Source organism: Limisphaera sp. 4302-co, from assembly GCF_049537155.1.
Classification (GTDB): Bacteria; Verrucomicrobiota; Verrucomicrobiia; order Limisphaerales; family Limisphaeraceae; genus Limisphaera.
Genome location: NZ_JBMVQZ010000007.1, coordinates 128,536 through 154,912, shown reverse-complemented (window position 1 = coordinate 154,912; position 26,377 = coordinate 128,536). Strand labels below are relative to the sequence as shown.

General features: G+C 66.6%; 19 protein-coding genes and 1 tRNA gene. 9 read left to right on the top strand and 11 right to left on the bottom strand.

All coding sequences use genetic code 11. From position 1 onward, the window contains the following. Nucleotides 1-93 precede the first annotated feature (93 nt). On the bottom strand, nt 94-1,248 hold the full coding sequence (locus tag ACPDIX_RS08980; protein ID WP_423431450.1) for an outer membrane beta-barrel protein: 1,155 nt from the start codon (nt 1,246-1,248) through the stop codon (nt 94-96). A gap of 490 nt (nt 1,249-1,738) precedes the next feature. Here ACPDIX_RS08980 and argH point away from each other — a divergent pair, with 490 nt between their 5' ends. The 4 genes from argH to ACPDIX_RS08960 all read left to right on the top strand — a co-directional run bounded on the left by argH (nt 1,739) and on the right by ACPDIX_RS08960 (nt 6,213). Beyond that, complete coding sequence (argH, locus tag ACPDIX_RS08975) at nt 1,739-3,151, top strand: argininosuccinate lyase (RefSeq protein WP_423431449.1); 1,413 nt, start codon at nt 1,739-1,741, stop codon at nt 3,149-3,151. 145 nt (nt 3,152-3,296) lie between these two features. Then, on the top strand, nt 3,297-4,313 hold the full coding sequence (locus ACPDIX_RS08970; protein WP_423431448.1) for a phytoene/squalene synthase family protein: 1,017 nt from the start codon (nt 3,297-3,299) through the stop codon (nt 4,311-4,313). A gap of 223 nt (nt 4,314-4,536) precedes the next feature. Then, on the top strand, nt 4,537-5,457 hold the full coding sequence (locus tag ACPDIX_RS08965; RefSeq protein ID WP_423431447.1) for a radical SAM protein: 921 nt from the start codon (nt 4,537-4,539) through the stop codon (nt 5,455-5,457). A 411-nt stretch (nt 5,458-5,868) separates the two neighbouring features. Then, nucleotides 5,869-6,213, top strand: a complete 345-nt coding sequence (locus ACPDIX_RS08960; RefSeq protein ID WP_423431446.1) for a DUF2752 domain-containing protein — start codon at nt 5,869-5,871, stop codon at nt 6,211-6,213. A 19-nt stretch (nt 6,214-6,232) separates the two neighbouring features. On the opposite strand, the gene ACPDIX_RS08955 is transcribed toward ACPDIX_RS08960, so the two are convergent. From ACPDIX_RS08955 to ACPDIX_RS08945, 3 genes are all read right to left on the bottom strand, one after another. Beyond that, the gene (locus tag ACPDIX_RS08955) at nt 6,233-7,072 is read right to left on the bottom strand and encodes an alpha/beta fold hydrolase (protein ID WP_423431445.1); all 840 of its coding nucleotides are present in this window, start codon (nt 7,070-7,072) and stop codon (nt 6,233-6,235) included. 97 nt (nt 7,073-7,169) lie between these two features. Beyond that, nucleotides 7,170-8,540 (bottom strand): 3-isopropylmalate dehydratase large subunit, encoded by a 1,371-nt coding sequence (locus ACPDIX_RS08950; protein WP_423431444.1) that lies wholly within the window; start codon nt 8,538-8,540, stop codon nt 7,170-7,172. A 298-nt stretch (nt 8,541-8,838) separates the two neighbouring features. Further along, nucleotides 8,839-8,915 (bottom strand) — tRNA-Asp (locus tag ACPDIX_RS08945). Nucleotides 8,916-9,379: 464 nt separating this feature from the next. On the opposite strand from ACPDIX_RS08945, the gene ACPDIX_RS08940 reads away from it, so the two are divergent. Then, nucleotides 9,380-10,525 (top strand): pyridoxal phosphate-dependent aminotransferase, encoded by a 1,146-nt coding sequence (locus ACPDIX_RS08940; RefSeq protein ID WP_423431443.1) that lies wholly within the window; start codon nt 9,380-9,382, stop codon nt 10,523-10,525. 229 nt (nt 10,526-10,754) lie between these two features. Next, a complete protein-coding gene (locus ACPDIX_RS08935; protein ID WP_423431442.1) occupies nt 10,755-11,645 on the top strand; it encodes a CbiX/SirB N-terminal domain-containing protein in 891 nt (296 codons plus the stop codon). 136 nt (nt 11,646-11,781) lie between these two features. On the opposite strand, the gene ACPDIX_RS08930 is transcribed toward ACPDIX_RS08935, so the two are convergent. After that, a complete protein-coding gene (locus ACPDIX_RS08930; RefSeq protein WP_423431441.1) occupies nt 11,782-13,140 on the bottom strand; it encodes an SGNH/GDSL hydrolase family protein in 1,359 nt (452 codons plus the stop codon). A 235-nt stretch (nt 13,141-13,375) separates the two neighbouring features. Beyond that, the gene (locus ACPDIX_RS08925) at nt 13,376-18,589 is read right to left on the bottom strand and encodes a beta strand repeat-containing protein (RefSeq protein ID WP_423431440.1); all 5,214 of its coding nucleotides are present in this window, start codon (nt 18,587-18,589) and stop codon (nt 13,376-13,378) included. Between the two features lie 490 nt (nt 18,590-19,079). Between ACPDIX_RS08925 and lgt the strand changes: the two genes are divergently transcribed. The 3 genes from lgt to ACPDIX_RS08910 are packed head-to-tail and all read left to right on the top strand — an operon-like array spanning nt 19,080 to nt 21,496. Beyond that, nucleotides 19,080-19,871 (top strand): prolipoprotein diacylglyceryl transferase, encoded by a 792-nt coding sequence (gene lgt, locus ACPDIX_RS08920; protein WP_423431439.1) that lies wholly within the window; start codon nt 19,080-19,082, stop codon nt 19,869-19,871. Between the two features lie 23 nt (nt 19,872-19,894). Continuing rightward, entirely contained in the window at nt 19,895-20,863 is a 969-nt protein-coding gene (gene miaA / locus ACPDIX_RS08915; protein ID WP_423431438.1) for a tRNA (adenosine(37)-N6)-dimethylallyltransferase MiaA, read from the top strand. 51 nt (nt 20,864-20,914) lie between these two features. Next, complete coding sequence (locus tag ACPDIX_RS08910; RefSeq protein ID WP_423431437.1) at nt 20,915-21,496, top strand: thioredoxin family protein; 582 nt, start codon at nt 20,915-20,917, stop codon at nt 21,494-21,496. Between the two features lie 57 nt (nt 21,497-21,553). Here ACPDIX_RS08910 and ACPDIX_RS08905 read toward each other — a convergent pair whose 3' ends face one another. The 5 genes from ACPDIX_RS08905 to ACPDIX_RS08885 form a co-directional block, all read right to left on the bottom strand. Further along, nucleotides 21,554-22,924: an esterase/lipase family protein gene (locus tag ACPDIX_RS08905; protein ID WP_423431436.1), complete on the bottom strand. Its 1,371-nt coding sequence runs from the start codon at nt 22,922-22,924 to the stop codon at nt 21,554-21,556. Nucleotides 22,925-23,242: 318 nt separating this feature from the next. Next, nucleotides 23,243-24,748, bottom strand: a complete 1,506-nt coding sequence (locus tag ACPDIX_RS08900; RefSeq protein WP_423431435.1) for a hypothetical protein — start codon at nt 24,746-24,748, stop codon at nt 23,243-23,245. A 394-nt stretch (nt 24,749-25,142) separates the two neighbouring features. Next, nucleotides 25,143-25,895, bottom strand: coding sequence for a cytochrome c oxidase subunit II (locus ACPDIX_RS08895; protein WP_423431434.1), 753 nt, complete (start codon nt 25,893-25,895; stop codon nt 25,143-25,145). After that, nucleotides 25,892-26,170 carry a hypothetical protein gene (locus ACPDIX_RS08890; protein ID WP_423431433.1) on the bottom strand — a complete coding sequence of 93 codons (279 nt, stop codon included), beginning with the start codon at nt 26,168-26,170 and terminating at the stop codon, nt 25,892-25,894. Before ACPDIX_RS08890 ends, ACPDIX_RS08895 begins: the two co-directional genes overlap by 4 nt. Then, on the bottom strand, nt 26,167-26,376 hold the full coding sequence (locus ACPDIX_RS08885) for a hypothetical protein (protein ID WP_423431432.1): 210 nt from the start codon (nt 26,374-26,376) through the stop codon (nt 26,167-26,169). The genes ACPDIX_RS08890 and ACPDIX_RS08885 overlap by 4 nt, the downstream gene beginning before the upstream one ends. Nucleotide 26,377: the final 1 nt, after the last annotated feature.

The window sequence follows — 26,377 nt, the reverse complement described above, 5'->3', positions numbered from 1 at the left end:
TATGCGTGTTTGGAGATTTGCAAAGCCCGGGCCGGCTTTTTGCCAGAGGTGCCCTGCAAGTCCGGCCCGGGCTGCGCACTGCCACACACCGAATCAGAACTGGTAGATCACGTTCAATGCCACCGAGAAGGCGTTGTTGGCGTTGCCGTTGAGGAATTCCCCGCGGCTGTTGAGGTCGTGATCCCACCGGACCTCCAACCGGCTCAGGGTATGATCCCAGATCTGACAGGCCACGGTGCCGGTGAGGCCAAGAAGCTGAACCGCCTCAGGCCCGGTGTATCCGTAGGCACCGGCCGAGCCGGTGGCGTACTCGGCACGGCCACTGAGCTGGCACTTGTCGGTCGCCTGGTAAACCACGTACAGCCCCGTGGCATTCTCGTACGAACTGTCGAACAGGCCGTTGGCGCGATAATCGTATGCCGCACCCACCGAGAGGCCCTCGACCGGCGTGGGGATCGTCAGCCCGGCAAACCAGTTGACCATGTCCTTGGCCCCCTGAATGCCGGAATCCATGGCACCCAGGTACAATTTCCCACCCGAGATCCAGCCGCACTCTTCGGGAGCCGTGAGGACGATGGACCCCACGTAGCTCAGCACAGAATCCACGCCGGATCGGAAGTTGATGCTGTTGAGTCCGCCGCCGTCGGCCACGCCCGCCGAGACCGACAACCACTCGGTAAAGTCGTAGGAGGCGAGCACACCGGTGTGAATGATGGGCTCGATGAAGTAACCGTAGGACCGGCTGTAGTTGGGGTTGTTTCCGGATTCGAAAACCTCGTAGCCCATGATGGTGTCCCAGACACCCACTTTGAGGGTCAAACCGCTCCCCACCGGGGCGCGCAGCGCCACATAGGCGTTTTTGACAGCAAAATCGCCGGAGGCAGTCCCCAACGAGGAGAGTGAACCCAGTGTGTTGGCGTCCGGGCCGAAGAGCAACTGGACCCGGTAACCGGCCGCCCAGTCGGTCTCATCCAGCGGCTTTTCCAAGGCCAGCGATACCACGTTCAGGTTGAAGCCGTTTTGCTTGTCGGCGCCGTCGAACGACCGGCCTGGCAGGTTGTTGGCACCACCGGGACCGGGCAACCAGATGGCCGAAGTGTCCACGTAGCCGCTGAGGGTGGTGGATGCCACACCGGTCAGCAGGGGCACGGCCGATTCCTCGGCATTCACCACCGCCCCGGCGCTGATCACTCCCAGCGCCATCAAGGTTCGCGTGTAGGTCGCAAGCTTCATGTCACCTTTCTTCATGCCTTTTGCAGTTCTTCGTTTCCCTTCTGGGTTGGGTCGGCGCGCGCAACCCGTTTCGCAGGACGGAGGAACCATGTTGACCCTCCGGTAGAGCACCGGCGGTTGGCTTCCCTGCCCGGGCTGCGCGCGCAACGTTTTTCAACACAAACCGGAGGGGAGCAAACCGCGTGCCTGTCCGTCAGAATGCTCACATCAAGTTGTAAATCAGTACATTGCGCAGAACCCCGCCGGTGGTTTGCGTTTTCGCCTGCCGCGAAACGCCCCGCCTGATCAAAACGCGCCACCCAGGCTGCCCGAGCTGAAACATTTCTCCAGGGGCTCAATCGAGCTGGGGCGGCGGGGCTCTCGACCCAAGCCGCACGGGTCCGGCGGTGTCCGAGCGGCGGGCATGGGCGCCCCCGGTTGGAGCCGGACGGTTCGGAGGCTGGAGTTTGGAGGTCGTGGCTTTGGAAGTGACTTTGCCGGCCGAGTGCGGCATGGTGCCGGGCTCGTGAATACAAAGCGTCAGTCGAGTTCGCCCATCTCGCGCAGCGGCCGTTTTCGCTCGGGACCGAGCGAGGCGGTGGCCCGGTTCACCGAATCGGTGAGCTTTGACCGTCGGTTGTGGGCGCAGGACATTCTCGGTTCCCAGGTGCACGCGGCCATGTTGCATCGGGTAGGGTTGCTGAGTGCGCAGGAGTATCGGCAGATCCGGTCAGGTTTGCAGGCCATCGCCGAGGAGATCCGGTCGGGCCGGTTCGTGTGGAAGCCGGAACTTGAGGATGTCCACATGAACGTCGAGGCGGAGTTGACGCGGCGGGTGCCGGCCGGCGCCAAATTGCACACGGGCCGCTCCCGGAACGATCAGGTGGCGTTGGACCTGCGGCTGTGGGTTCGGGATGAAATTGACCGCCTGTTGGACGAAATCTGCGAGCTGATGCGGGCGCTGATCCGCCTGGCGGAGCGGTCGGCGGACATTTGGATTCCCGGTTACACCCATCTGCAGCGGGCCCAACCGGTCCCGGTCGCCCATCACCTGCTGGCCTACGTGGAGATGTTGGACCGCGACCGGAGCCGGTTCGAGGATTGCCGGGAGCGACTGAACGAATGTCCGCTGGGGTCGGGTGCGCTGGCCGGGTCCACCCTGCCGTTGGACCGGGAGTTTGTCGCCCGAGAACTGGGCTTTGTGGACAAGCGGGGTCGTCCCCGAATCACCCGCAATTCCATGGACGCTGTGAGCGACCGCGATTTCGTTCTGGAGTTTTGTGCCCACGCGGCCCTGCTGGCGGTGCATCTTTCGCGGCTGGCGGAAGACCTGATCCTCTGGAGCAGCGCCGAGTTCGGTTTCATCCGCATCGGCGACGCCTTCACCACCGGTTCCTCCCTGATGCCGCAAAAGAAGAATCCCGACGTGGCCGAACTGGTCCGGGGCAAGTCCGGTCGGGTCATCGGCAATCTCACCGCGTTGCTGGTGCTGTTGAAGGGGCTGCCGCTGACATACAACCGCGACCTGCAGGAGGACAAGGAACGCCTGTTCGACACCGCCGACACGGTCCGGGCCTGCACCCAGATCTTTGCCGGGATGCTGGACCAGGTGGCTTTCCAGCCGGAACGATGTGCCGCGGCAGTGGCGGATCCCAACCTGCTGGCCACGGATCTTGCGGAGGAGATGGTGCGCCGGGGCGTTCCGTTTCGGCAGGCTCATCACCGGGTGGGCGCCGCCGTGGCACGCGCGGAGCAACTGGGTTGCACCCTTCGCGAACTTCCCGCGGAGGAATGGAAGAGGATCTGGCCGGGATTCGATCCGGAGGTGTTGGCCGTGTTCGATCTGGCACGAGCCATGGCCCGTCGCACCCTGCCAGGCTCGCCCGGTCCCCGTGAGGTGGCGCGGCAACTGAAGGCATGGAAACGACGGCTGTTTTGATGGGCCCTGCATCGGCTGCCGGTCCGCAACAGTCCGTGCAACCGGTCCGGTCAGGACCGGTGGAGCTTCACCAGGCGGTGCCCCGCCGGCGACGGACGGCAGGGCAGTCCGGTCCGGTCCCGGCGCAGAGCCGCCTGCGGCATCCATGGTCATGACCGCCCGTCACTGGCAGTTGTTGCGCGCCACCTCGAGGTCGTTTTACCTCAGCCTGCGGGTGTCGCCCGCGCGGGTCCGGGAACCGATTGCCGTGGCGTATTTGCTGGCGCGGACGACGGACACGGTGGCCGACGCCGGCACAATCGCGGTGGCCAACCGGTTGCGGCTGCTGGAGACGATGCGACTGCAGATCCTGGGCGTGGCACCTCCCGGACCGATCCCGGAGATCGCCCGCGGCGATCTGGTCGGCCCCGCCCCAGAGCAGGAACTTGCCAGGTCCTGGGCGGAGAGCCTGACCGCTCTCTCCTGCCTCGCCGAGGAGGATCGGGCCGAGGTGCGAACCGTGCTGGGCCACATCGTGGAGGGGCAAACCCGGGATTTGACCCGGTTCGGCGCACCCGCACCGGCGTCCTCGCGGGTGACGGCCCTCGCCACAGCGGAAGAACTCGACCAGTACACGTACCACGTGGCCGGCAGCGTGGGCGAGTTCTGGAGCCGCCTCTGCCGCAGGCACCTTTTTCCGCGTCATCCACTGGACGAGACGAGCTGGCTGACGCAGGCCGTCCGGTTCGGCAAAGGCCTTCAGCTGGTCAACGTCCTGCGCGACTGTGCCGAGGACATCCGACTGGGCCGCTGTTACCTGCCGGCGACGGAGCTGGAACCTCTCGGGGTGCGTCCCGAAGAACTGCGCGATCCCGCCTGCTGGCCGCGCGTCCGGCCCTGCTACGAACGCTGGCGCCGGCTTGCGCTGGACCATCTCCAGGCAGGCTGGTCGTATACGTTGGCGATCCCACCCGGCCAATGGCGACTCCGCCTGGCCTGTGCCTGGCCGCTGTTGATCGGAGTACGGACGTTGCAGGAGCTGGGCAGGGTGAACCCTCTGGAACCGGCGCAGCGAATCAAGGTCTCCCGCCGCGAGGTGCGCGAATGGATGCTCCGCAGCCTGGTTCGTCTGCCCGTGCCGAGCGCGTGGGCGCGGCTGTTCGAAGAAGCCCGCCGCAGGTAGGAGAGCGGCAAACCCTCGGGCCCGGCCGAACCCCGCATCCCATCCCTCCCCGGCGATCGCGTGCCCGGCCCCGGCCGCCTGATGCGGGCCTCGGCACCCCGCGCCGCGCCGGCGGATGGACGATCACGCATCGCCCGGCCGCAGGCCGTCAAAATATGCGCGCTTTTTGACAAGGTCGGTGTAGGAACGGGCTTACCCACTGAATAAGTTGGCCCTGTCAATCGTGCGCACCCACACAAACAAAGCCCAGGAGGCCGCCGATGCGGCCGGCACGACGCGGCCCGCGGAATCCCGTTCCATCCCGCCGGGGGCCGAGACGGCCTTTGGTGCACCCCGGGACTTTCTGGACAACCGGTTCGTTTACGTGGTGATCTCGCCAAGGGCCCGCGGGCTGTCGGTCGGGATCAACATGAATCCCGACAAGCTGTGCAATTTCGACTGCCTCTACTGCGAAGTGCAGCGGAACCTCCCGCCGCGGGAGACACATCTGGACGTGGACGTGATGGCGGCGGAGCTGCAGCGGACACTCGACCTGGTGCGCAGCGGAGAACTCCGTCGGCGCGCACTCTACCGGGGGCTGCCGGAGGAACTGCTGCAACTGAAGCATGTGGCGCTCAGCGGTGACGGAGAGCCCACCCTCTGCCCCAACTTCGCCGAGGCGGTCGAAAAGGTGGTCCACGTGCGCGCGCTGCGTGAGTTCTTCAAACTGGTGCTCATCACCAACGCCACCGAACTGGACCGGCCCGCCGTCCAGGCCGGGCTGCGGCATTTCACGCGCAGTGACGAGATCTGGGCCAAGCTGGACGGCGGCACCCAGGGCTATCTGGACCGGGTCAGCGGCGTGCATGTCCCGTTGCAAAAGATCCTGAACAACATCCTGACGCTCGGCCGCCAACGCCCCGTCATCATCCAGAGCCTGTTCCCTTCCATCCGCGGTGAGGAACCGCCGGAGGAGGAGATCCTGGCCTTCGCCCAACGGCTGAAGGAGCTGAAAGAGGGAGGCGCTCAGATCGAACTGGTGCAAATCTACTCCGCGACGCGGCCCTCGCCCAAATCGGACTACGGTCATCTCCCGCTTCGGTCGCTGTCCCGAATCGCCCAGACCGTGCGGTTGGTGGCCGGGTTGAAAGCCGAGGTGTTTTGAGGTCCGGCATACCGGAACCGCGCCGGGTGGGGAAACCACCGTTCTGGGCCGCACAACCGTCGCACGGGGCATTTGAAGGCACACGCCGATCCCTGCCGCGCCGGCCCGCAAGCGGCGCAGGCCCGGGCTGGCAGGGGCGCCCGGCCGGTGGCATCCTTCACGGCCGTGAACAGGGCCGGAAAGGCACAGGTTCGCGTTTCGGACAGGCCGCTGGGAACAACCCGGCCGGGGGAAGATCCTGTGGTCGCGCCGTCTCGCCACGGCCCGGACGCGGCGGGTGAGGAGTCTCCCGCTGCGGACAAGGCCCCGGCCCTCCGAAGAAATGTCACCGGGACATCCGGGCCGGCCGTGCCCCCGGTGTTGAGCGCTCCGGCGCGACAGCAGCCACGCCCGGACCGGCGGTACCTGTGGATGGTCGCTCTTCCGGTCCTGCTGGGGCTGGCCGTGTTGTGGCATTTCGATCCCGCGCGCTACGGGTTGTATCCGCGCTGTACGTTCCATGAAGTAACCGGCTGGCAATGCCCCGGTTGCGGCGGGTTACGGGCCACCCATGCGCTGTTGCACGGCCGATGGGGCGAGTCCTGGCGGTACAATCCCATTCCGCTGCTGGCGCTGCCGCTGCTGCTCGTCAGTGCCGCAACCCTGGGCTGGTACCGGCTCCGAGGGAGGGAGGTTCCGTGGAACCGTGTTTCAGTCCTTGTCCGGATCGCCATGGCGGCGCTGGTCCTGTTCGGGCTGCTGCGGAACCTCGTCTGAGCCCGGCCGGGACCGGCGCTCAGGGCAGATCCCGGGCCGGACAAGAGGCGGCGCAGATCCAGGCCAGGATCTGCGCAGCCGCGGGTCGCGGGGCCGTCCCCAGTACGTTGTGGTCCGCCCAGGGGAAGATGCGGGCGGCGCGAAAACCCGGGCAATGCCGCCGAAGCCAAGGCCGCACGTGCCACCAAGGGACCACCGGATCCATACCTCCGGCCAGCATGAACACCGGCAGGTGCATGCGGCAAGCCACCGGCCGGTAGTCGGCCTGCGCCACGAGCAACAACCGGGCCTGGATGGCGCGGCGGTTTTGCGGGGTGCGGCGTTCGACGAACTCGCGCACGGTGGCACGTGTTTCAGGCGCATGACGGTGGCGCCAGCCTGCGTAGGCAAGGTAAAGCCCCAGGAGGGAACGGTGCAGCCATCGGGGCATCCAACGCAGTGTCCCAGCCAAAAAACGTGCCCTTCGGGGCCAGGGGTGCCGGACGAACCCGCCCGCGAGGACAAGCCCCCGGACCGGCAAACGGTCATCCGGCACCAGGCGCGCCCGGCCGGCAGGGTCCATCCATTGTTCCAGAAGTGCCCACGCCACAAGCGATCCGAACGACTCCGCCAGCAACCAGCATGGGGACAGGCCGAGGGATTGCACCACCTGGCGCACGGCGTTCGCGTAGTCGGGCATGCGCCACTCCGTGGTGTCGGGGTAGGCCAGCTCGACGAACTCCGCCGGAGGCGCCACGGCATGCCGGAAACTGGTGACCAGGGTCCAGTCGCCGTGGATCCCCGGGAGATACAACAGCCGCGGCGTGCCTTCCGGATGATGCCGGCGAACGGTCAACCCGGCGAACTGACAGACAATCATGAGCCAGGTCGGCAAGGCTGCCCGGCCGGCACCGCCCGGGCGACAGATGGATGAGCAGCCCGCGCACCCTCTTCTGGTGCGCCGCCGGACGGGGTTTTTACAAAAACTCGCGCGGGTCGGTGATGCGTCCGGTGAGCGCGCTGGCTGCGACGGTGGCCGGGCTGGCCAGGTAGACCTCCGACTGTTTGTCTCCCATGCGGCCGGGGAAGTTCCGGTTGGTGGCGCTGATGCACTTGATGCCCGGCCGGTTGATCCGGCCGAAGGTGTCCACCGGCCCGCCGAGGCAGGCCGCGCAACTGGCATTCTCGGTCATTTGCACCCCGGCGTTCACGAGCACGTCCCAGACACTTTCCCGTCCCCAGAATGTCGTCTGCAGCGCGTGGACGACCTCCGGCGTGGCGGGCACGCCGAACGTGTCGATCACCACCTTGCGCCCTCGCAGGATGCGCGCCGCCTCCACGAAATCGCTGGCCTTGCCGCCGGTGCACGAACCGATGTAGGCGCGGTCGAGCCGGATGTGACCGAGTTCCTTGGCCTTCTTGCGGCGGCCGGGGTCGGGATGACAGGCCACCAGCGGTTCCAATTGGGAAAGGTCCACCACCAGCTCGTAAACGAACTTCTGGTCCTTGTCCAACTCCACCGGTTCGTAGGTTTGCTTGGTGTTGTTGAGCCGGGTGCGTGCCTCGACGTACTCGGCGGTGCGGGCGTCGAACGGAAAGATGCCGTTCTTGGCACCGGCCTCGATGGCCATGTTGGCAATGGTCATGCGGTCGTCCATGGACAGGGACGCCACCCCGGGGCCGTCGAACTGCATGGCGCGATAGGTGGCCCCGTCGAAGCCGATCTCACCGATGATGTGCAGGATGACGTCCTTGGCCATCACCCCCGGCTGCAACCGGCCCTCAAAATAGAAATGCATCGTCTCGGGAACCTTCAGGAGCAAGCGGCCCGTACCCATGACGAAGCCGGCGTCCGTGTTGCCGATGCCCGTGGCAAACTCGTTGAACGCGCCGGCCATGCAGGTGTGAGAGTCCGTGCCGAAGAGGACCTCGCCCGGACGGGTGTGCCCTTTTTCCGGCAGCGCGGTGTGGCAGACCCCGGCGTACCGCCGGCCGTACTGCCGGCGGAACATCCCCTTGGACGGATCGAACCGCCACACCCCGTTGGGATCGTCAATGACGTCGTAGAAGTACTCGATCCCCTGCTCCTTCACGAACTCGCGCAGGATGTCCACGTTCCGATTCGACTTCGAATCGGCCGTAAAGATGTAATGGTCCGGAATAATGACGATCGCCTTCGGATCCCAGACCCGGGCATTCGGACCGAACTCACGTTTGAACACGCCGATGGTGCCCGGCCCGCACACATCGTGGGTCATCAGGATGTCGGCCCTGACCCAGATGTTCTCGCCGGCCTGCACCCGCGCCCTGCCTGCGGCGCGCGCCAACACTTTTTCCGTCAGCGTCATAGACGCCCGAAAATAGTCGAGGTTCCCCGCCGCTGCAATGACCGGTGCCGCAAAACGGGGTTGCGCAACGAACCCACCGGCGTGCCGGGAAAGGCACCGGACCGAATCGCCGCCTTCCCTCCATCGGTTGCAATCGGCAGGGTTCGGCGGGCCGTGCGAGAATCGCCCGGAAGGAGGGTCGCGCCACGATCCTGCCCGCCAGCCGGGACGGGTCCGGCGTGAGGCAACGACATGCCGGACCCCGGCCGCAAACCTGTGCCGGCCACGCTGCAAGCGCCAGGGAGGAAATCAAGAAGAGTGGCGGGAGCGACGGGTCTCGAACCCGCAACCTCTGCCGTGACAGGGCAGCGCTCTAACCAATTGAGCTACGCCCCCGCGTCTCGAACGGACCCAAACTAAGTGAACCGGGCCCGGGCCGTCAAGGCCCCGCAACACCTTTGTGTACGGTTTTGCAGGTAAAAAAATCGGTTCGGGCGGCAGACGCCAAGGAGGTGGGGGTGGGGAACCCCGCTGAAGAAACGTGCTGCCACCCGAACGCCTCTCATTATAGGTTTTGGCCCGGGCCTGTCAATCCCCTGCCGTCCGGGCCGATTGGGGCTTCCCACACCGCCGTTCGCGCGCACGACAACGTCCGCGGAAGCCCCCACCGGGGGGAATCCCCGACGATCGTCTCCCGCACCGTGCCGTCCGCTCCGGACACGCTCGATTCTACCGGAGCACCGCGAAGGTTGGCCGAATCCTACCTGCAGGCATCGCCCGGAGACCCAGCCCTGGCTCCCCCACCGGGCACGCGATTGCTTTTGTGACAGCACTCGGGGTTCACTATCCTCCCGCTGGCCATGGCAAGGGAAACAGCGTCCGAACAACTGGTTCGCCCCTTGGTGCGCGCCCTGCAACCGTACGTGCCGGGCGAACAACCGCGCGCCAAGGGATTGATCAAGCTGAACACGAATGAAAACCCCTACCCGCCCTCGCCGCGCGTTCTCGAGGCGGTGCGCGCAGCCGTGGACGGGCGGCTCCGGTTGTATCCGGACCCGACCGCAGAACGGCTTCGGCAGAAGCTGGCGCACCTTCACAACTGCGATCCCGATCAGATCCTGGTGGGGAACGGAGCTGACGAGATCCTGCGCCTGGCGGTGCACACCTTCGTGGAACCGCTGGCCGCGCAGCGGGGGCCATTGAGCCGGCGGTATTTCGTGCCGCCGGCGCCGGCCACGGTCCAGAGCTTCGTCCCCAGCTATTCGCTGTATCCCGTCCTGGCGGCCCAGCACGGGGCGGCGTTCAACCCCGTGCCCCTGCAAATGGAATTTGCGCTACCCGACGCCGGGCAGCTCAAGCACCTCAAGCAGTGGCAACCCCAGGCCGCACTCACCATCATCACGACACCCAACGCACCCAGCGGCCGCGGCTACACCAGGCGCGAGATCGAGGCCATCTGCACCCGGACGAAAGGAGTGGTCCTCCTGGACGAGACCTACGCGGAGTTCGCGCCGGAACATGCCATGGAACTGGCGCTGAAACACCCCCACGTGATGGTCTGCCGGAGTTTTTCCAAGGCCTACTCGCTCTGTTTCCTCCGCATCGGCTACGCCGTGGGGCCCAGGGCGCTCATCCAGGCGATGCACAAGCTGCGGGACAGTTACAACGTCAACGGGCTGGCCCAGGTGGCGGCCGAGGCCACCCTCGACGATCCCGCCTACTACCGGGAGAACTTCCGCAAGATCGCTGAAACGCGGGAATGGACCTCGGATCAGTTGCGTCGGCTCGGTTTCCTGGTACTGCCCAGCCAGACGAACTTCGTCCTGGCCCGTCCGCCGGGACCGCCGGCATCGGAATGGTTCAGGCGCCTGCGCGAGAACAACATCCTCGTTCGATGGTTCGACACGCCGGATCTGGCCGCCTACCTCCGGATCAGCATCGGCACCCCCGGGGACATGGAAACGCTGGTGCGCGTGGCCAAACGACTGTTAAAAAGTACCGCCTGAAGATCTTCGACGCCGGGTGTGCGCGCGCCTTCGCCGGAGGACCGCTCCGCAATTCCCCGGCCTTGACCGGATGGTTACCGCCACCCGGCCGGCACCGCAGCCCGTGGGGTCGGGTTGACCACACCGGTGAAGACGCATCCGGTCCGGCATGCAGCCCGGGCAACGGGCGCCCGACCGCAGTTGCGACGACTCCGAAACCGGATAACGTGCAGCCCGTCCAGGCCGCGTTATGAACGAAAAGGCGATCGAACCATCCATCTGGCGGCGCGCCACGGTGGTGCTCCTCGGGCATGGCACCGAGGAGAACGCCGGGTCGGCCGGAGCGGTGCGGCTGCACGTCCGGTGGCTGCGCGAAAAGCGGCGGTTCGCCGATGTCCGCGAGGCCTTCTGGAAGCAGGCACCGCAGGTGCAGGACGTCCTGGCGGAGTTGACCGCGCCGGTCGTTTTCGTGGTGCCGCTGTTCATGGCCGAGGGGTACTTCGCCGCGCGCGTGATTCCTGAGAGCCTCGGTCTGCCCACACCCACGCAGCCGTCGCCCGCCTGGCCCAGGATTCGCTTCGGTCCGGACCGGACGCTGGTGTACTGCGCGCCGGTGGGGACGCATCCGCGATTGATGGAGGTGGTCCTGGCCCGGGCCGAGGGCGTGGTTCGGGCGCATCCGTTCCCGAGACTGCCCCGGCCGGACGAGATCAGTCTGTTCCTGGCCGGCCACGGCACGGAACGCGAGGCGCAGTCGAGGCGCTCCGTGGAGGAGCTGGCGCAGCGAATCGCCGGTCTGGGGCGGTATGCCTGCGTGGGCGCGGTGTTCCTGGACGAAGAACCGCGCATCCCGGCATGCTACGAACGGGCGGTGACGCGTCGGATGGTGGTGGTGCCCGCGTTCATGAGCGACGGGCTGCACACCATGGAGGACATCCCCGTTCTGCTGGGTGAACCTGAGCGAGTGGTGAAGCAGCGGCTCGAGTCGGGCCAGTTCCCCTGGCGCAATCCCACGGAACGACACGGCCGGTGGGTCTGGTACACGCCGGCGCTCGGGTCGGAACCGGCCCTGCAGGAGATCATTCTCGAGCGGATCCGCGAAGCCACGGAGCATCTCCGGCCGGAACGCCGCCCGTCGTGAGTCATCACCCGGCCGGTCGTTCGGTGCAGGGCGACGCCGGCACTCGCAGTGTGGCGCCGGCCTCCGGGGCCGCGCCGCAGCCGGCGGGCCCGGATCGCTCGCAAGCCCCTCGCCGCTGCGCCTGCGGGGGAAGGGCTCAGTCGGCGGGCAGGATGCTCAAGGTGTGGGTCACCGGGACGAATGCTGCCCGGATGGCTTGCACGAGCCGTTCACGCTCGGCCTCCGTTTCGCGGACGGCTTTCTCCATGTCGGCCCGTCCTTCGGGGCCGTGGAAGATCTGTTTGACCTGCCGCGTTTCGAAGGCCTGTTTGGCCGCCACGGCGGCGTCCACACGGGCAAAGGCAGCCGCGAACGGCGTCACTTCGAATTCCTCGGCCAGATTGATCCCCTGGGCGAGTTGCGCGGTGGTGAAGACCTTGCTGGCAGCGCCCCACCGCACACGGTAGCGGTCGGCCGTGCCGTTTTTGACGACCAACATCAGGCGGTTCAACTCCCTGTGGAACGGCACCAGCTGGAAGGCCGCGCGCAGGCTGGCGGTCTCGTTGCCCGGGGGCATCTCGCAGGCCGGATAAGCGGGCCGCGGCCCATCGGGAATCAGCTCCTGCGACAGACAGGCCGGAAAAGAATAACGACGGCTGCGGATGGTGAAGGTGCGAGCCACCGAGGACACCACCTCGTGCCCGGGCGAGACGCGGATGGAGTTGTCGCTCAGGTCCACGGTGAACGTGCCGATGTGGCCGTCCAATCCCATGGCCTTGAGAAAGGCGTAGGCCATGACACCGTGCCCGGCCCAATCCGGATGCACGCCGTCGGCGCCGGCGATCATGAAATTGGTTCCGAACCGGCTGCGGCCGACTTCGCCGGCCCGGAGCATGGGCAGGAAGACATCGGCGAATCCGGCGCCCTCGCGTTGGGCCACCTGCAACGCCAGGTTGCGCAGTGTGCCCAGGCTGCGGTTCAGATCCTCGACCGTCCCGCTGGCGGATTTGACCCAGTGCGGCATTTTGCCGACGCAACCCGGCGATCCCACGATCACGTGTGCACCGTGGGCCTGGAAGGCGCGGACCACGGCCGTCAGGTTTTCCGTGTAGGTGCGGCCGATTCGTTCCTCGTACGGCCTGTATTCGTGATCGTTCATCCCGTAACAGGTGGTGGCCAGGGTGGGCTGAAACCGCAGGCAGTCATTGGTCATTCGCCGGAGGAACCCCGGAGCCCGTTCCCCGCTCCAGCCGAACTGCCGGACCGACACCCGGTACTGGGGCACGCAGACTGTCAGGTAATCTTCGATGAGCCGGGAGTACATGCGTTGTTCGGTGATGGAGTCGCCGCAGATGGCCAGACGGTCGCCCGGTTGCAACCACGTGCGCGAGGGTGGCGGCGCCGGGAGGGGAACGTACCCGGGCAAAGCGGGTTCCTGAAACACCGCCCGGGGCGCCTGACAGGCGATCAACCCCAGTGAAAGGCCGAGGATCAAGAGAAGCGATTTCGAGCGCATGGCGAGGGGCATGCTCCAAATCTTCAGCCCGCCCGGTCAAGACCGCGCCGGCCGACGGCCGTGGAAAGGTCAGCGCCCCGGCCCGCGGACGCATCGTGCGGTCCGGTGTGGTTCCATCCGGCAGAGGTCCCGCCTGCGGGAAGGCTCCGATGGAGGTCAGCGATGCGCCGGGAAAGGAAAGCGGGGGACGCCGTCGGGTGGCGTCCCCCGCGTGCTGCTCACGCCTGCTGATGGGTTACGGATAAACCAGGCGGTAGAACACGTTGGTACGGGTCGGATCCGGCACGATGATCACGCGGTTGGTCGTTTCCGAACCCTGCACCGGGTACCACTGGTCGGATGCCGTGATGCTGACGGAGTTGCTCAGCAGCCGCCAGCCGGTGTGATCGGCCGGCCAGGAGAGCTCGAGCCGTCCGGCGCTGACCACGGCGGTGATGTTGGTCGGTGTGGTGTTGACGCTGGGCTCGCCGCCCTGCAGGAGCCGGATGGTCCCGTCCACGGCCAGCATGTTGGTCCAGACATACTGGACGGTGCCGTCGGCGTTCATCATCGGCAGATCAATGAGGCTGAAGTTCTGCGCTGCCACCGGACCGGAGAAGAGTTGGAACACGTCGCCGGTGACGAGGTTGTTCGTGTCCAACTGCGTGACGGTGAGCGTGGCGCCGGGTTGCACCACGACGTTGGTGCAGACGACCCGGTCACTCTGCGGTCCGAGGGTCCGGCTGATCCGCAGCGTGGTGTTGCCGAGGAGGGTCAGTGTTCCTTCCACGGTAAGGGTGCCGTGGCCCTGCGGGAACCCGGGTGCCAACGTGCCGGAGAAGTTGATCTGCACGTTGCCCCGCACGGTGCCGTTGCCGCGCAGGGTTTGGAGAGCCAGCGCTCCGACATCGAGGAGTCGGTCGGATCGGCCCGTGACGTCCAGCACGCCCGGTGCCGCCACGGTAATGACCTCGGACGAACCAATGTCGCCGTTGACGCCGTCGGGCGACATGGCCAGGGCGAGGACGCCGTTGCTGACGGTGGTGCCGCCTGTGTGGTTGTGAAGGGCGGTGAGTGTCCAGGTGCCGGTGCCCACCTTCACAATGCTCACGTTGTCATAGATCGTGCCCGAGAAGGTGGCGTCGGTGTTGAGACCACCCACCACCAGCGTCACCGTCTGGCCGGCCGAGCTGCCACCGGCCGACGCGGCACGGATGGTGGAGAACGGATCACCCGTCAGCTCGCCAAACGGGATGGCCGAGCCGGCCGGTGCCCGTGAGTACATGGTCACGTTGTCGGCCAGATGCACCTTGGCGCGCGGGAACCCGCTGGCGGTGGCCACCCGGAAGTCCCAGGCCGACGGCGTCGGGTTCACCGAGTTGGTGACCACGTTCAGGACGCCTTCGAACCCGGTCCAGTCACCTGCGATATCTCCACGGAGATAGTTGACGGCCAGGTCCACGGTGCCCTTGCCGGTGACGGTGGACGACCAGGTAAACCGGCCCGGCAACTCGAATCGGATCCGTGCATCCGCAGGCACGTGGACGGGCACGCCGAAGTTGCCCGAGGCCACGGCTCCCGAAAGGTCATTCACCGTGGCGGCCGCCATCTCCACCACGTTGCTCCCGGCGACGGTGAGGGTGCCCGTGCCGAAGGCGCCGCTGTTGACGCTGACGTACCCATCCACCGCCGGGCTGGTCACCGGCGGGACCAGTGTGACGTAGGTGTTGCTCAGGAGCGTGCCACCGCTGTAGGTGTTCGGCCCGCCCACGGTGCTGATCTGGTTGCTGCTGCCCAGGATCGCCAGACTGCCGGTGCCCTCGACCAGGTTGGTCAATGTGTAGGGGGCCCGGTTCAGGACCAGCGTGCCGGGAGCTTCCAGTGTGACGGGGCCCGTGCCCAGTTGGCCCACCGCATTGACGCCGTCGCCCAACTCCAGCGTCCCGCCGGAGACCAGGGTGCGACCGTACTGGTTGGCATCGGAAAGGAGCACCAGCTTGCCCGGCCCGAGTTGCGCCAGGGTACCGTCACCAAGCAGGGCAACCGTGTTGGTCACGGTGTCGCTCCGGCTGAAGGCCAGTGTACCGCCATTGGTGAGGGTGACCTGACCGGCCGTACCGAGCGTGCCGTTGGGGCCGCCCACGCCCACCTGGAGGACGCCGCCGTCCACCGTGGTGGAACCGGACCAACTGTTGTCGGCCGCCAGGGCGATCGTTCCGGGTCCGCGCACCGTCACGCTCCCCGCACCCGAGAGGGGAGCATGGTTGGTCAGGACGCCGTCGCGTTGGAAGACCAGCTCACCCTGCACCTGGGCAGGGCCGGTACCCAACGAACCGGTCGGCCCTCCGCCGCCCACCTGCAATCGCGCACCGCTGGCCACGGTGACACCACCGGACCAGGTGTTGTCAGCCGTCAGCACCAGCGTGCCGGCCTGGAGACTCAACTGGCCGGTGCCATGGATGGCCGAGGAAACCGTGCGGATGTCCGGCAGGTTGTACACGAGCGAGGCACCGTTGGTGATGGGGCCCGTACCTAGCGAACCGCCCGTGGAGCCGTTGCCCACCTGCAGCGTGCCCGCCTCGATCACGGTCGGACCCGTATAGTCGTTGTCCGTCAAAACGGTCAGCGTGCCGCTGCCGCGTTTGGTCAGCGAGGCCAGACCGGTGATCTTGCCCGTGCCCTGGAAGGTGTAGTTTGCCGCCGCGTCCACGATGGCCTGACCGGGTGAGAGGTTGCCCACCAGGTTCACCTGGGCGTTGGCGGCGCCGGTGGCGTCGAACCGGACCACGTCACCGTTGAGGAAGACGTCCGGGCTGCCGTTGTTGAGCCAGTTGGCGGTGGTGTTGACGTCCCAGGCGTTCCCCGCCAGGCCGCCCTGCCAGACCAACTGTGCGACCTCGCCGCTGATGGTCAGAGCAAGGGCCCTGGCCCCGGCATCGTGGGTGATCGTGGGAACCAGGCGCGAGGGCGGATATCCTGCCAACGTGAGGTTCGCGACCCCGCCGCTGAGGGTCCCGCCGTAGGTGACCAGCGGGTAGGAACCCGGAGGCAGCGTCTCGAGCAGGTTCACGCTGAGGGTGTTTGCGCCCGCCAACCCAAGGTTGCCGCTGACAACGAGCCGGTCGCGACTGGTGGCACCCACGTCGAGTTGCAGCGTGGCACCGCCGGTCAGATCCAGGTCGCCACTGATCGTCAGGGTGCCCACGCTTTCGCCGGGGCTGATCGTGCTGCCGTTGCCGGCGGTGAGATGACCGCGGACCTCGCCCGAGCCGGTGAGAGTCTGGCCGTTGTTCAAGGTGTAGCCGGCGGCGCTCACGTCGAGAACGGCCCCGGCGGCCACGGTGATCGGCGAGGACGCGGCGAGGTTGCCCCCGGCGACGATCTCCAACGTGCCGGTTTCCACCATCGTGGCTCCCGTGCGATCGTCCTGCGCCGCCAGGCGCAGGGTGCCCTGACCGTTCTTGACGAGGTCACCCGGACCCGTGACGGGCGTGGCGAGTGTCAGCGTGGTACCGGCCTCGGGGGCGATCACGCCGCCACCGGCCGCAACGGTGACGCCCCGGTTGGCGTCATCCAGCGCAAACGAGGCCGTCGAACGCAGCGTGCCGCCGTTGAAGGTCAACTGGTCGGCGGTGAAACCGGCCGGGGCGTTGCCCAGTCGGGATTCGCTGTCCAACAGCAGCGCACCTCCGGAAAGGATCGTTCGTCCCGTCAACGTATTGGCACCGGTCAGGCGGACATCGCCAGGGCCGACAATTTGCAGCGGGCCCGTTCCGGAGATGACGTTGCCAACGGTCAGTGTGGCACCTGCATCAGCCGCCAACGAACCGCCGGCCGGGTCCACCTGAATGCCGCGATTGGCCTCGCCCAGCGTTTGATCGTGCACCGCGCGGAGTCCGCCTCCGGCCAGGGTGATGGCGTCGGCACGGAAGCTGCCGGGTGTGGGACCCAGTGCGGCCTCGTTGCTGATGCTGAGGAAACCGGCGCGCACGATGGTGCGACCGGTGTACGGGTTGGCCCCGCCGGCCGGTGCGAGGAACAGCGTGCCGCTGCCGCGCTGTTCCACGTTGCCGGGGCCGCTGATCAGGTTGGTCACCACGAGAGCATCGCTCCGCCCAAAGGCTAGCGTGGCGTAGTTGGTGATGACCGGCGTGCGACCCGGCTTGCCGCTGGTGCCGCTGCCGAACTGCAGCACGCCGTTGCTCACCACGGTGATGCCGTTGTACTCAATCACCGGCCCGCTCAGGATCCAGGTGCCGGTTCCCTCCTTGATGATGCCCACGCCGTTGGCAACCCCCGGCGCGGCAAAGTTGCCGCTGAAGGTGGCGTCTGTGTTCAATCCGCCCACCCGCAAGACGAACGGCAACGACGCCCCCGCACCGGCTCCCGTGCTGTTGGCAAACAGGTTGGCGATACCGGGCACATCGGACGCCAGCTCGCCGATCACCACCTGGTTCCCGGCGGTGCCGTTGTTGTACACGTTGACGATGCTGTTGTTGATGCCGTTGGTGGTGATGTAGACGCGTGCGTTGGCCCAGCCACCGTTGTTCACGAACTCGTCCGTGAACCGCAAATCACCGTTGCCGCGCGGCGAGGCCGCGACCACCACCCGGCCGGTGAACCCGCTCCAGTTGCCGCCCAGATTGTCGCGCACGAAATCCACGAACAGGTTGAGCGTGCCCCCGCCGTGCACACTGCCGCTGAATGCGGGGAAGGCGCGCGGCGACAGGTAGAGAGTGCCCGTCTGACCGGGCTCGATCACCAGGTCGTTGGGCAGGCCGTTGACGGTGGGCGTCGTACTTGGGTTGCTGCCGGGAATGGCCGCCAGGTAACTCCTGAGGATCCCACCCCGGAAGATCACCGGTCCACCGGCCGCCCCGCCGAGCGCCATGCCGTTGATCGGATTGCGAGAGTCGTCACGAGCGGTCGGGCCGAGCTGTAACATCCCGTTGCTGATGATGGTCCCTCCGCTGAACTGGTTCATGCCGGCCAGGGCACCGTCCGGGGCGGGATTCAGCACCAACGTGCCGGGACCGTCTTTGACGAACGTGTTGGTGGTCACCAGGTTGGCCGTGATGGTGGCCAACCCCCAGCCACTCAAAAGGTTGTCCGCCGTCCCCTGCGCCAGGTTGACGCGCACGATCGTCTGCGGCGAGGTGTTGTTGCTCAGCACCAGCGGCCACCCTTGGTTGTCCAGGGACCAATTGTCCACCGTGGACGGATCCGGATCCTCGAAGGTGATGTGCCCGATGACCACCGGTTCCACACCGTTGCGCGCGTCCACCCCGACACTGATGGTCACCCCGGTCCCGGGATCCGCCCGGAACAGCGCCGTCTGGTCCGGGCCATACGCCACGATGCCGTCCACCCAGTTGTTGGGATCGGTCCAGAAACCGTTGACGGTGCTGAACCAGGTGCCGCTTTGGCCCCAGGCCTGCAGCGTCAGACCCACGGCCGCTGCGGTTGCCATCGTATAGCTCCAGACCGTCGCACGACGGCCGGGTCGAGTGCGCACATCCAAGAGGTGCAGGACAGAGTGCTTCACAGGCTTCATATCTCCGTTGGCAGGGTTGGCTCCGGTTCGGATCCCGGCCGGGCCGGGCAAGCAAAACGCCTCCACGAGGCGGCGCTGTGCGTCCCGATCCTTCGGATCCGAACAAAACTCGGGTTCATTGCGAGGCCCAGTCTAGCCCATTCGTCGCTCCAAGGGCATGGCCAATTCTGGGGACAGCCCGGCGGCCCGCACGGCGCTCCGGAACCCGGGCGGGACGGGGGAAGAAAACGACGGACACATGGGCATCCATGCCATGGCGGGGCAACCCTGCAGCCGATCAGGCGGACGTGGGCAAAAACCGCGCTTGCGGCCGCCGGAGCACACGAACCGGATCAGGTGACAGGGTTCGAGACCGGCCGGCAAATTTCCTTCCCTGCTCCGGGCGGCCGGATACTCTCTCGATGCGATGCATCCGGTGGCGTTCCAGTTCGGTCCGTTCACAGTCCACTGGTACGGGATCCTCGTGGCGGCGGGGTTCCTGGTGGGGCTTTGGAACGCAGCGCGTCGGGCCCCCGTGGCGGGCATCCCGGCCGAGGCGGTGGCGGACATGGGTCCCTGGCTCATCGTGGGCGCGGTGGTGGGTGCCCGGACCCTCTATGTGATCACCTACTGGCGCGAACAATTCGCCCAAGCACCGTGGTGGGAGGTCTTCATGGTGCATCACGGCGGGTTGGTCTACTACGGCGGACTGATGGGTGCGGTGCTGGCCGGCCTGCTGTTCATCCGCCGTCGCAACCTGCCGGTATGGCGGACGGCGGATGTGCTGGCGCCGGGTGCTGCTCTCGGGTACGCCATCGGACGATGGGGCTGCCTGCTCAACGGGTGTTGTTACGGCCGGGCTTGTGACCTGGCTTGGGCGGTGCGTTACCCACCGGACAACCCGTTGGGCCCGCCCACCTTCCCCGTCCATCCCACGCAAGTATACGATTCCCTCTTGTCCCTTGCGCTGTACGCCGGTCTGGCCTGGTTTTTCCGGCGACGCCGGTTCGACGGACAAGTGTTCGGTCTTTACCTGGTGGGATACGCGGTCAGTCGCTCGGTGGTGGAATGTTTCCGCGGGGACTATCCACCCGGGCACATTCACTTCGGGCTCACGCCGGGCCAATGGGTCAGCGTCTGGGTCTTCCTCGGGGGGCTGGCCATTCTCCTTGCCCGGAAGCGCTGCCACGGCGGATCCACGGCTGACCGCGCCGCGTAAGAGCTGCCAAGGACGGTTGGGCCATGGAACCGTTGCCGCCTGCGCGAGTGCTGGTGTTGGCCGGGCCAACCGCCTCGGGCAAAAGCGAGGTGGCCCTTCATGTGGCCGAACGCATCGGTGGGGAAATCGTCTCGGTGGATTCCATGCAGGTCTACCGCGGCATGGACATCGGCACGGCCAAGCCCACGCCGGCCGACCGCGCCCGCGTGCGTCATCATCTGCTGGACGTGGCGGATCCCGCGGAACCTTTCGACGCAGCCCGATTCGTGGAACTGGCGCGCGCGGCGTTGAGAGAAATTGCCGGCCGGGGATGCCCGGCCGTCCTGTGTGGGGGCACCGGCCTGTATTTCAAGGCACTGGCCCTGGGCCTGGGACGCGCACCCGCGCCCGACCCCGCCCTGCGCGCCCGACTGGAGGCCACGCCCCTGCCCGAGCTGTTGTGCGAACTGGCCGAGAAAGACCCCCTCGCTTACGAACGCATAGACCGTCGCAATCCCCGGCGGGTGATCCGCGCCGTGGAGGTGATCCGATTGACCGGCCGCCCGTTCTCGGCCCAGCGGGCCAGTTGGGAACCCGGGGCATGGCCGCCGGCCTGGCGCGGCCGCATGTTCGCCCTGCGCCGGCGTCCCGATGACCTCCGCCGGCGAATCGAACAACGGGTGGACCAAATGTTTCGCGACGGATTGATCGAAGAAACCCGGGCCCTCCTCACCCGCGGCGTGCCGGAAAACGCCACGGCCCTGCAGGCGCTGGGCTATCGCCAGGTGCGGGAATACCTCAAGGGTGCCCGGTCGCTGGAAGCGACCGTGGCCGAGGTGAAGGTTCGGACCCGTCAGTTCGCCCGCCGGCAAATGACCTGGTTCCGCCATCAGATGCCGCTGGAATGGATCGAGGTCGAGCCCGATGCCCGACCCGAAACGGTCGCGCGCGTGCTTGCGGAGCGCTGGCTGGCGGCAGAATCGCAACCGGTGGCCCCTGACAATTCGGATTGAAGCGCGCCCTCCTGCTGGACAGCCGGGCCGGGCCGCACCATATTCCGGCTCATGGCACTGACACCTTCGACGATGATGTTGCCCTTGGGCACCGTGGCGCCGGATTTCCGGTTGCCCGACACCGAGGGGCGGATGGTCTCGCTCTCCGATTTTGCAGGTGCACCGGCCTACCTGGTCATGTTCATTTGCAACCATTGTCCGTACGTGAAACACATCCGTTCCAGCCTCGCGGCGTTGTGTCGCGAGTACCAGGCCAAGGGAGTGGCCATCGTGGGCATCAACTCCAACGACGTCGAACGATACCCCGATGACAGCCCGGAACGGATGAAGGAGGAGGTTCGCTCGGCCGGTTACACCTTTCCGTACCTGTTCGATGCCACCCAGGAGGTCGCCAAGGCGTATCGGGCGGCCTGCACGCCGGATTTCTTCCTGTTCGATCGGGATCGGAAACTGGTCTACCGGGGGCAGTACGACGACAGCCGCCCCGGCAATGGCATTCCGGTCACCGGCCGCGATCTCCGCGCCGCGTTGGACGCGGTCCTGGCGGGCCGACCGGTCCCGGCCGACCAAAAACCCAGCGTGGGCTGCAACATCAAATGGAAACCGGGGAACGAGCCGGATTACTTCAAGTGATCCGGAACCGCCGGGGCGGGTCCGCACCCACGTTCGGGCCGGCGTCGAGTCCGCCGCTCAATGTTTCACGGGCTCGGTACCCAAGCGGACGTACCGGGTGAGCCGGTCCACACGCAGTTCCACCAACGTGGTCGTGTTCGGATAAAAGAAACTCAGTCCGCCACGTCGCGGATCGAGGGGATCGTACAGGACCACGTTTTGCAGGGTATCCAACCGGTATTCGATGCCCCGATCCACCCGTGGAACGTGGACCTTCGCGCTGAGCACCGGGGGTGTGCCCCACCGGCGTTCGATCCGCGCCAGTTCGTCCCGTACCGCATCCACATCCACCAGCATGCGCCGATACACCGGATCCACACTGTGGGTGTGAAACTCCGCCGTCAGCAGGCGATGGATGCGCTCGCTCGCCTCGAGCTCCTCGGGACGGAGGGTCTGCCGGCGGATCACCTCCGGACGGCCGCGCGCAGGACGACGGAAAACGAAAAACTCGACGGTCCAATCCCGCACCGGCACGTCCTGATCATCCATGGCTCTCAACAGGAACTGCTGGTAGCGCGGTTTTTTCGTGCGGCGGTAAGTCTGCTCGGTGATTGCAGCCAGCTCCTGCTGATGGGCGCGGAAGTCTTCAGCAGATTGCGTCCCCAACGCCCGCAACAATGCACGCGTGACGGCATTCTCCCTGCCGGGCGCCACGACGTCCACGATGCTGCCGTGGTCCACCCCTTCCAAAACAGCCCAGGCAAAGTCCTCCGGTGGATCGGAGCGAACCCATCGCACCGGTCCCTGTCCCGGCCCCGCGTTCGTGCCTGAACCATCCACACGCAACGCTGCACAGTTGAGGTTCGTCCCTGCAATGACCACCACCCCGTCGGTCCCCGGCTTGTTCACCCACCCGCGGAGTCCCTTGTAATCCTCGATGCCCACGAGCACGGTCGTATGGACCGCATCCGCACGATAGGGCGGATCTTCGCGTAACAAGTCCCGTTCGGCCAACCACCACTGATAAGGCGCCGCCAGTTCCAAGCCGTCCAGCAGTTGACGGCCCACCTCGAGAAAATCGCCAATTTTCCAACGTCCTTTGAACAGGGCGCCGAGGAACGACTTGCCCCGATGGGCCAGGGGCGAACCGAAATGAGCCGGTGCCAGCATCACCAGCCGCCGAACGGGGCACTCGGCCCGGGGCCGTCCCTCGCGCAAGTAATACCGCCACAGCCAGTGGCGAATCACCAGTCCACCGGTCGAGTGCACGATCACGTTCATCCTGCACCGGGCCCGCCCATGCTCGTCAATGAACCCCTCCTCCCGGAACCGGTCGTTCAAACCGTCCGCCACATCGGCAAAAGTGAGGTTGTCCTCACGCGACTCGTAGTCTGCATAATAGACCGATTCCACCCGCCCAAGCCCCCGGGCGATCAGGAACTCCTTCATTCGCCGGAACGATGCAGAACAATCGCTCCAGCCGTGCAGCAGGACCGTGATTTCTGGCAGCATGGGTCGTTTGTGTGGGCCTGCCAGGCCACACCGTTCGAGGGGCGCCCGCACCGCCCGTGCAGCGTTCCTCCGGCCGGACAAACCCGTTCCCTCCGGCCCTGCGCGCTCCCGTGGGCACTGCCCGGGGTTGCGGCCCTCCCACATTCGAACCCGCGCAGCGCACGGAGCCAAGGATAACCTGAGTAGACCATTCCGGCCCCTCGTGCCGAACCCGCTCGCGGAAGCCCGGCGGTGCACCCCGCCGGTCGAACTTCTTCACCGGGGCGACCCCGTCCGGTTGCTGTCCCCGCCTTGCGCTGCGGCCTCCCGGCACAAGGCCATCAGGGCCCGGTGGACCGTCGCAGCGGCGTCCGGCCCGCAAGAGTTGATCTCCCCGTACGGCGCACGCGAAAGCCCGTACGTGAAGGGCGGACGTTCGTCCCACTGGGTCCGGGGTATCAGGTAACCGAGTTCGTCATTGGCCAGCCCCACCACCAGCTTCAGCCGGCCGGGCATCCCCTCGCGCAAGGGCGGAATCTCAATCGGTTCCCCCGGGAAATCGGCTCCCTCGGGCGTTTCCACACCGCCGTTGGCAATTTCCGGATACAATTCCCCCGGCACGCAGGCCACCGTGGCATCGCCCACGCGGAGCAGGGCCACCTCGCTCCGGACACGGGGCGGCCAACTCACGTAACCGCGGTCCAGCACGCCCAACCAACCCGCCAGCCAGTAGCGCCAGTTGGTCACATGCACTTCGATCGTGCGCGCCCAGACACCGATCGTCGCCTTGCTGCCGGACCCTCCCTCGGCCGCCCGCAGGACGGGCAAGATTCGGGCCGCCAACCGATGCCCCAGTGCACGCGACTTTTCGTGCGAGGGCTCCCGCCACGGCCGGTCCGTCCACGGATCGCGAACGGTCACCCCGGGCGCCGTGGTCATCAGGCCGCCCACGGCACCGTTCAGGAAGAGGTGCACCCCGCCCAGCGCCGGCAGACGTTCCACGTCCCCGTCACGAACCCCGTGTCCCAAGGCGTCCCGCAACACCCCGCAAAAATCGGCCGTGATGTCCCGGTTTTTCGACCACGGCGTCTCCGGGTGATTGCCCCAGTTCACCCAACTCCCCAGCGTGCGCCCCGTCTCAGGCGAGAGGAATTGCAGGATCCGCAGGTCGGCGTCATACACCTCGGGCGGCCGGGTGTCCGTCACCAGACCAACCGGATCGCACGGCAGATGGTGAGTCACCAGTCGCGCCGGCTGCAGGCTGTCAACCGCAGCTCCCAGAGCCTCCACACAGGCCCGGCGCACACGCTCCAAGTACTCCGGATCCACGCCGCTGCGCCAGATGCGCGGTCCCCACAAGCCCATCAGGTCCGGCGTTGAATGGTTGTGAGTGCTGCAGATCATGACGTAATCGAGCCGCCACTCGGCTGGCAGGCGTCGCCTCACCCGCACGACGTCGTCGTGAAAGAACCCGATGGCATCCAACGCCACCACCCCGATGCGACGGTCTCCATCGTCGAGCACGCATGCCACCGCCCACAAATCGTCGTGCACCCGTTCCGCCACACGGTTCTGACCGAATCCGGCCAGATAAACCGGCCGCCCCGACGCCAGGTCCGGCGTGATACGCACCCGACCAAACCCCGCCCGGAATTCCGCTGCCGGAGACGGATTCGGAGGCAGTCGCACCTCCAGGCGATAGCCCGGCGTACGATCGCGAAAGGCGTACCAGGACCGCAGAAGCACCAGCGCCAGCACAAGTGCGGTCGCCCACCACGCCATCCGAAGGCGGCGTCGGCTCCTGAGGAGGAGCCCTTTCCAAGCGGTGATGTTCCTGGACGGAGCTGACATGGAGGATGTACCTGTTGGGACCCTTCCGGAGCCGTCCGGCCGGGCCGGGCCACGTTCCCGCAGGGACGGGCCGGACTACCTCAGCCAATCGGGAGGCCGTGGCCTCGGAACTCTTCCGCCGCGACTGCACCCGGCCCGGCGGTCTCCGGCACAAGACGGATCCCGCTTCCAAAATGTGCACAGAAGCCCACCCAAAGGGGCACCCTTCTACCGGCGTTGTTCGCCCTTCCGGTCGGGATGCGGTCAGGCCGGGTTTATCCTCAAATCCCGACGAACCGGACACACGGCGGCCCGCGCCGGGCCGCGGTGTGGGCCACCGGCCCGTTTACTCGTAGCTCACACTGCCCCCCGATCGCGAGGCCAGCCACTGCTGGAAAGCTTCCGGACTTTCCACCACCAACACCCCCTGGGCCATGGCGGCGTGGCCGTTCCCGCACAACTGGGCGCAATAAACTCGGTAGCGTCCCTCGCGCGTGGGCGTGAAATGCACCGGTACGCGCATGCCCGGAATGGCGTCCTGCGTCAGCCGCATGGAAGGGATCTTGAACGAGTGAATCACGTCCTTGGAACTGACATAGGCGATCACCGGTTTGCCCACCGGCACGTGCAGTTCGTTCAGCGACGTCACGTCATCCTTGCCGGCGGGGTCGTCCGGATCGACCCCGAACAGGTTGGTCTCGCTCACGAAGCGCGGATCCTGCCGACCCAATCGCCCGTCCGGACCGGCGTAACGGAAGTTCCAGTTGAACTGTTGGGCCATCACCTGAACGACCGTGGACTGGTCCTCGGGCGGGAATTCCTCGCTCATGTGGGCCCAGATCGGCACGGCCAGGAACACCAGCAGCAGGCCTTCCACCGTTGCCACCGCCACCTCCGCATAGGTCGAGACGTGGCTGCGGGCACCGACGGCGTCCGCCCGCGGATGGCGCCGCTGTTGAAAGCGCCACAGCACGTAAACGAAATAGATCAGCCAGCCCACGAACAGGATGGCCATCAGCCAGTGGACATATCCGATGAACCGGTCTATGCCCACTCCGTGGGCCGACGCCACCTCCGGCAACCCCAACCATCTGGTCATGACCGTTCCTCCGTCGTCGAACTCGTTCGTCCCCCCTGGTCGGCACCGGCCTGCCGGGATTCCCGGCGGATGGCATGCACGAAGAACGCCACCACGCCGCTCAGCACAACGGCCACCACCAGGACCAGCGCCACCACCGCCCAGGCCAGCCCCTTGCTGGCGGGCGCGCCCGGATCGCCGTAACACACGGCACAAGCCGCGGCCGGCAGGGGCATGGCCGCCGCCAGAGCGGCCGCCGCCCCGACCCGCCGGCTTTGCATCGTCGAGCCCTTCATAGGTACGCCATCTTCTTGAGCTTTTTCAGAAAGTAACGGCCGTAAAACACCACCAGACCACCCATCCCGGCACTGGCCAGGCCCAGTAACAAGTCGGAACGTGACCCGGCCTCGCCGGCGGCACGGGCCAGGAGCGCCCCTGCGGTGCCGAAGCACAGCAGGCTCAGCGCCGTGACAAACACCAAATGGACCGTCTTCAGCGACATC

Coding starts and splice junctions, on each gene's coding strand:
- ACPDIX_RS08900 (WP_423431435.1), bottom strand. CDS start 24,748: ATGGCGTGGTGGGCGACCGCACTTGTGCTGGCGCTGGTGCTTCTGCGG.
- ACPDIX_RS08925 (WP_423431440.1), bottom strand. CDS start 18,589: ATGGCAACCGCAGCGGCCGTGGGTCTGACGCTGCAGGCCTGGGGCCAA.
- ACPDIX_RS08950 (WP_423431444.1), bottom strand. CDS start 8,540: ATGACGCTGACGGAAAAAGTGTTGGCGCGCGCCGCAGGCAGGGCGCGG.
- ACPDIX_RS08885 (WP_423431432.1), bottom strand. CDS start 26,376: ATGTCGCTGAAGACGGTCCATTTGGTGTTTGTCACGGCGCTGAGCCTG.
- ACPDIX_RS08980 (WP_423431450.1), bottom strand. CDS start 1,248: ATGAAGAAAGGTGACATGAAGCTTGCGACCTACACGCGAACCTTGATG.
- ACPDIX_RS08930 (WP_423431441.1), bottom strand. CDS start 13,140: ATGCGCTCGAAATCGCTTCTCTTGATCCTCGGCCTTTCACTGGGGTTG.
- ACPDIX_RS08970 (WP_423431448.1), top strand. CDS start 3,297: ATGGTCATGACCGCCCGTCACTGGCAGTTGTTGCGCGCCACCTCGAGG.
- ACPDIX_RS08940 (WP_423431443.1), top strand. CDS start 9,380: ATGGCAAGGGAAACAGCGTCCGAACAACTGGTTCGCCCCTTGGTGCGC.
- ACPDIX_RS08955 (WP_423431445.1), bottom strand. CDS start 7,072: ATGATTGTCTGTCAGTTCGCCGGGTTGACCGTTCGCCGGCATCATCCG.
- ACPDIX_RS08935 (WP_423431442.1), top strand. CDS start 10,755: ATGAACGAAAAGGCGATCGAACCATCCATCTGGCGGCGCGCCACGGTG.
- ACPDIX_RS08905 (WP_423431436.1), bottom strand. CDS start 22,924: ATGAAGGAGTTCCTGATCGCCCGGGGGCTTGGGCGGGTGGAATCGGTC.
- ACPDIX_RS08960 (WP_423431446.1), top strand. CDS start 5,869: ATGGTCGCTCTTCCGGTCCTGCTGGGGCTGGCCGTGTTGTGGCATTTC.
- ACPDIX_RS08895 (WP_423431434.1), bottom strand. CDS start 25,895: ATGACCAGATGGTTGGGGTTGCCGGAGGTGGCGTCGGCCCACGGAGTG.
- ACPDIX_RS08910 (WP_423431437.1), top strand. CDS start 20,915: ATGGCACTGACACCTTCGACGATGATGTTGCCCTTGGGCACCGTGGCG.
- miaA (WP_423431438.1), top strand. CDS start 19,895: ATGGAACCGTTGCCGCCTGCGCGAGTGCTGGTGTTGGCCGGGCCAACC.
- lgt (WP_423431439.1), top strand. CDS start 19,080: ATGCATCCGGTGGCGTTCCAGTTCGGTCCGTTCACAGTCCACTGGTAC.
- ACPDIX_RS08890 (WP_423431433.1), bottom strand. CDS start 26,170: ATGAAGGGCTCGACGATGCAAAGCCGGCGGGTCGGGGCGGCGGCCGCT.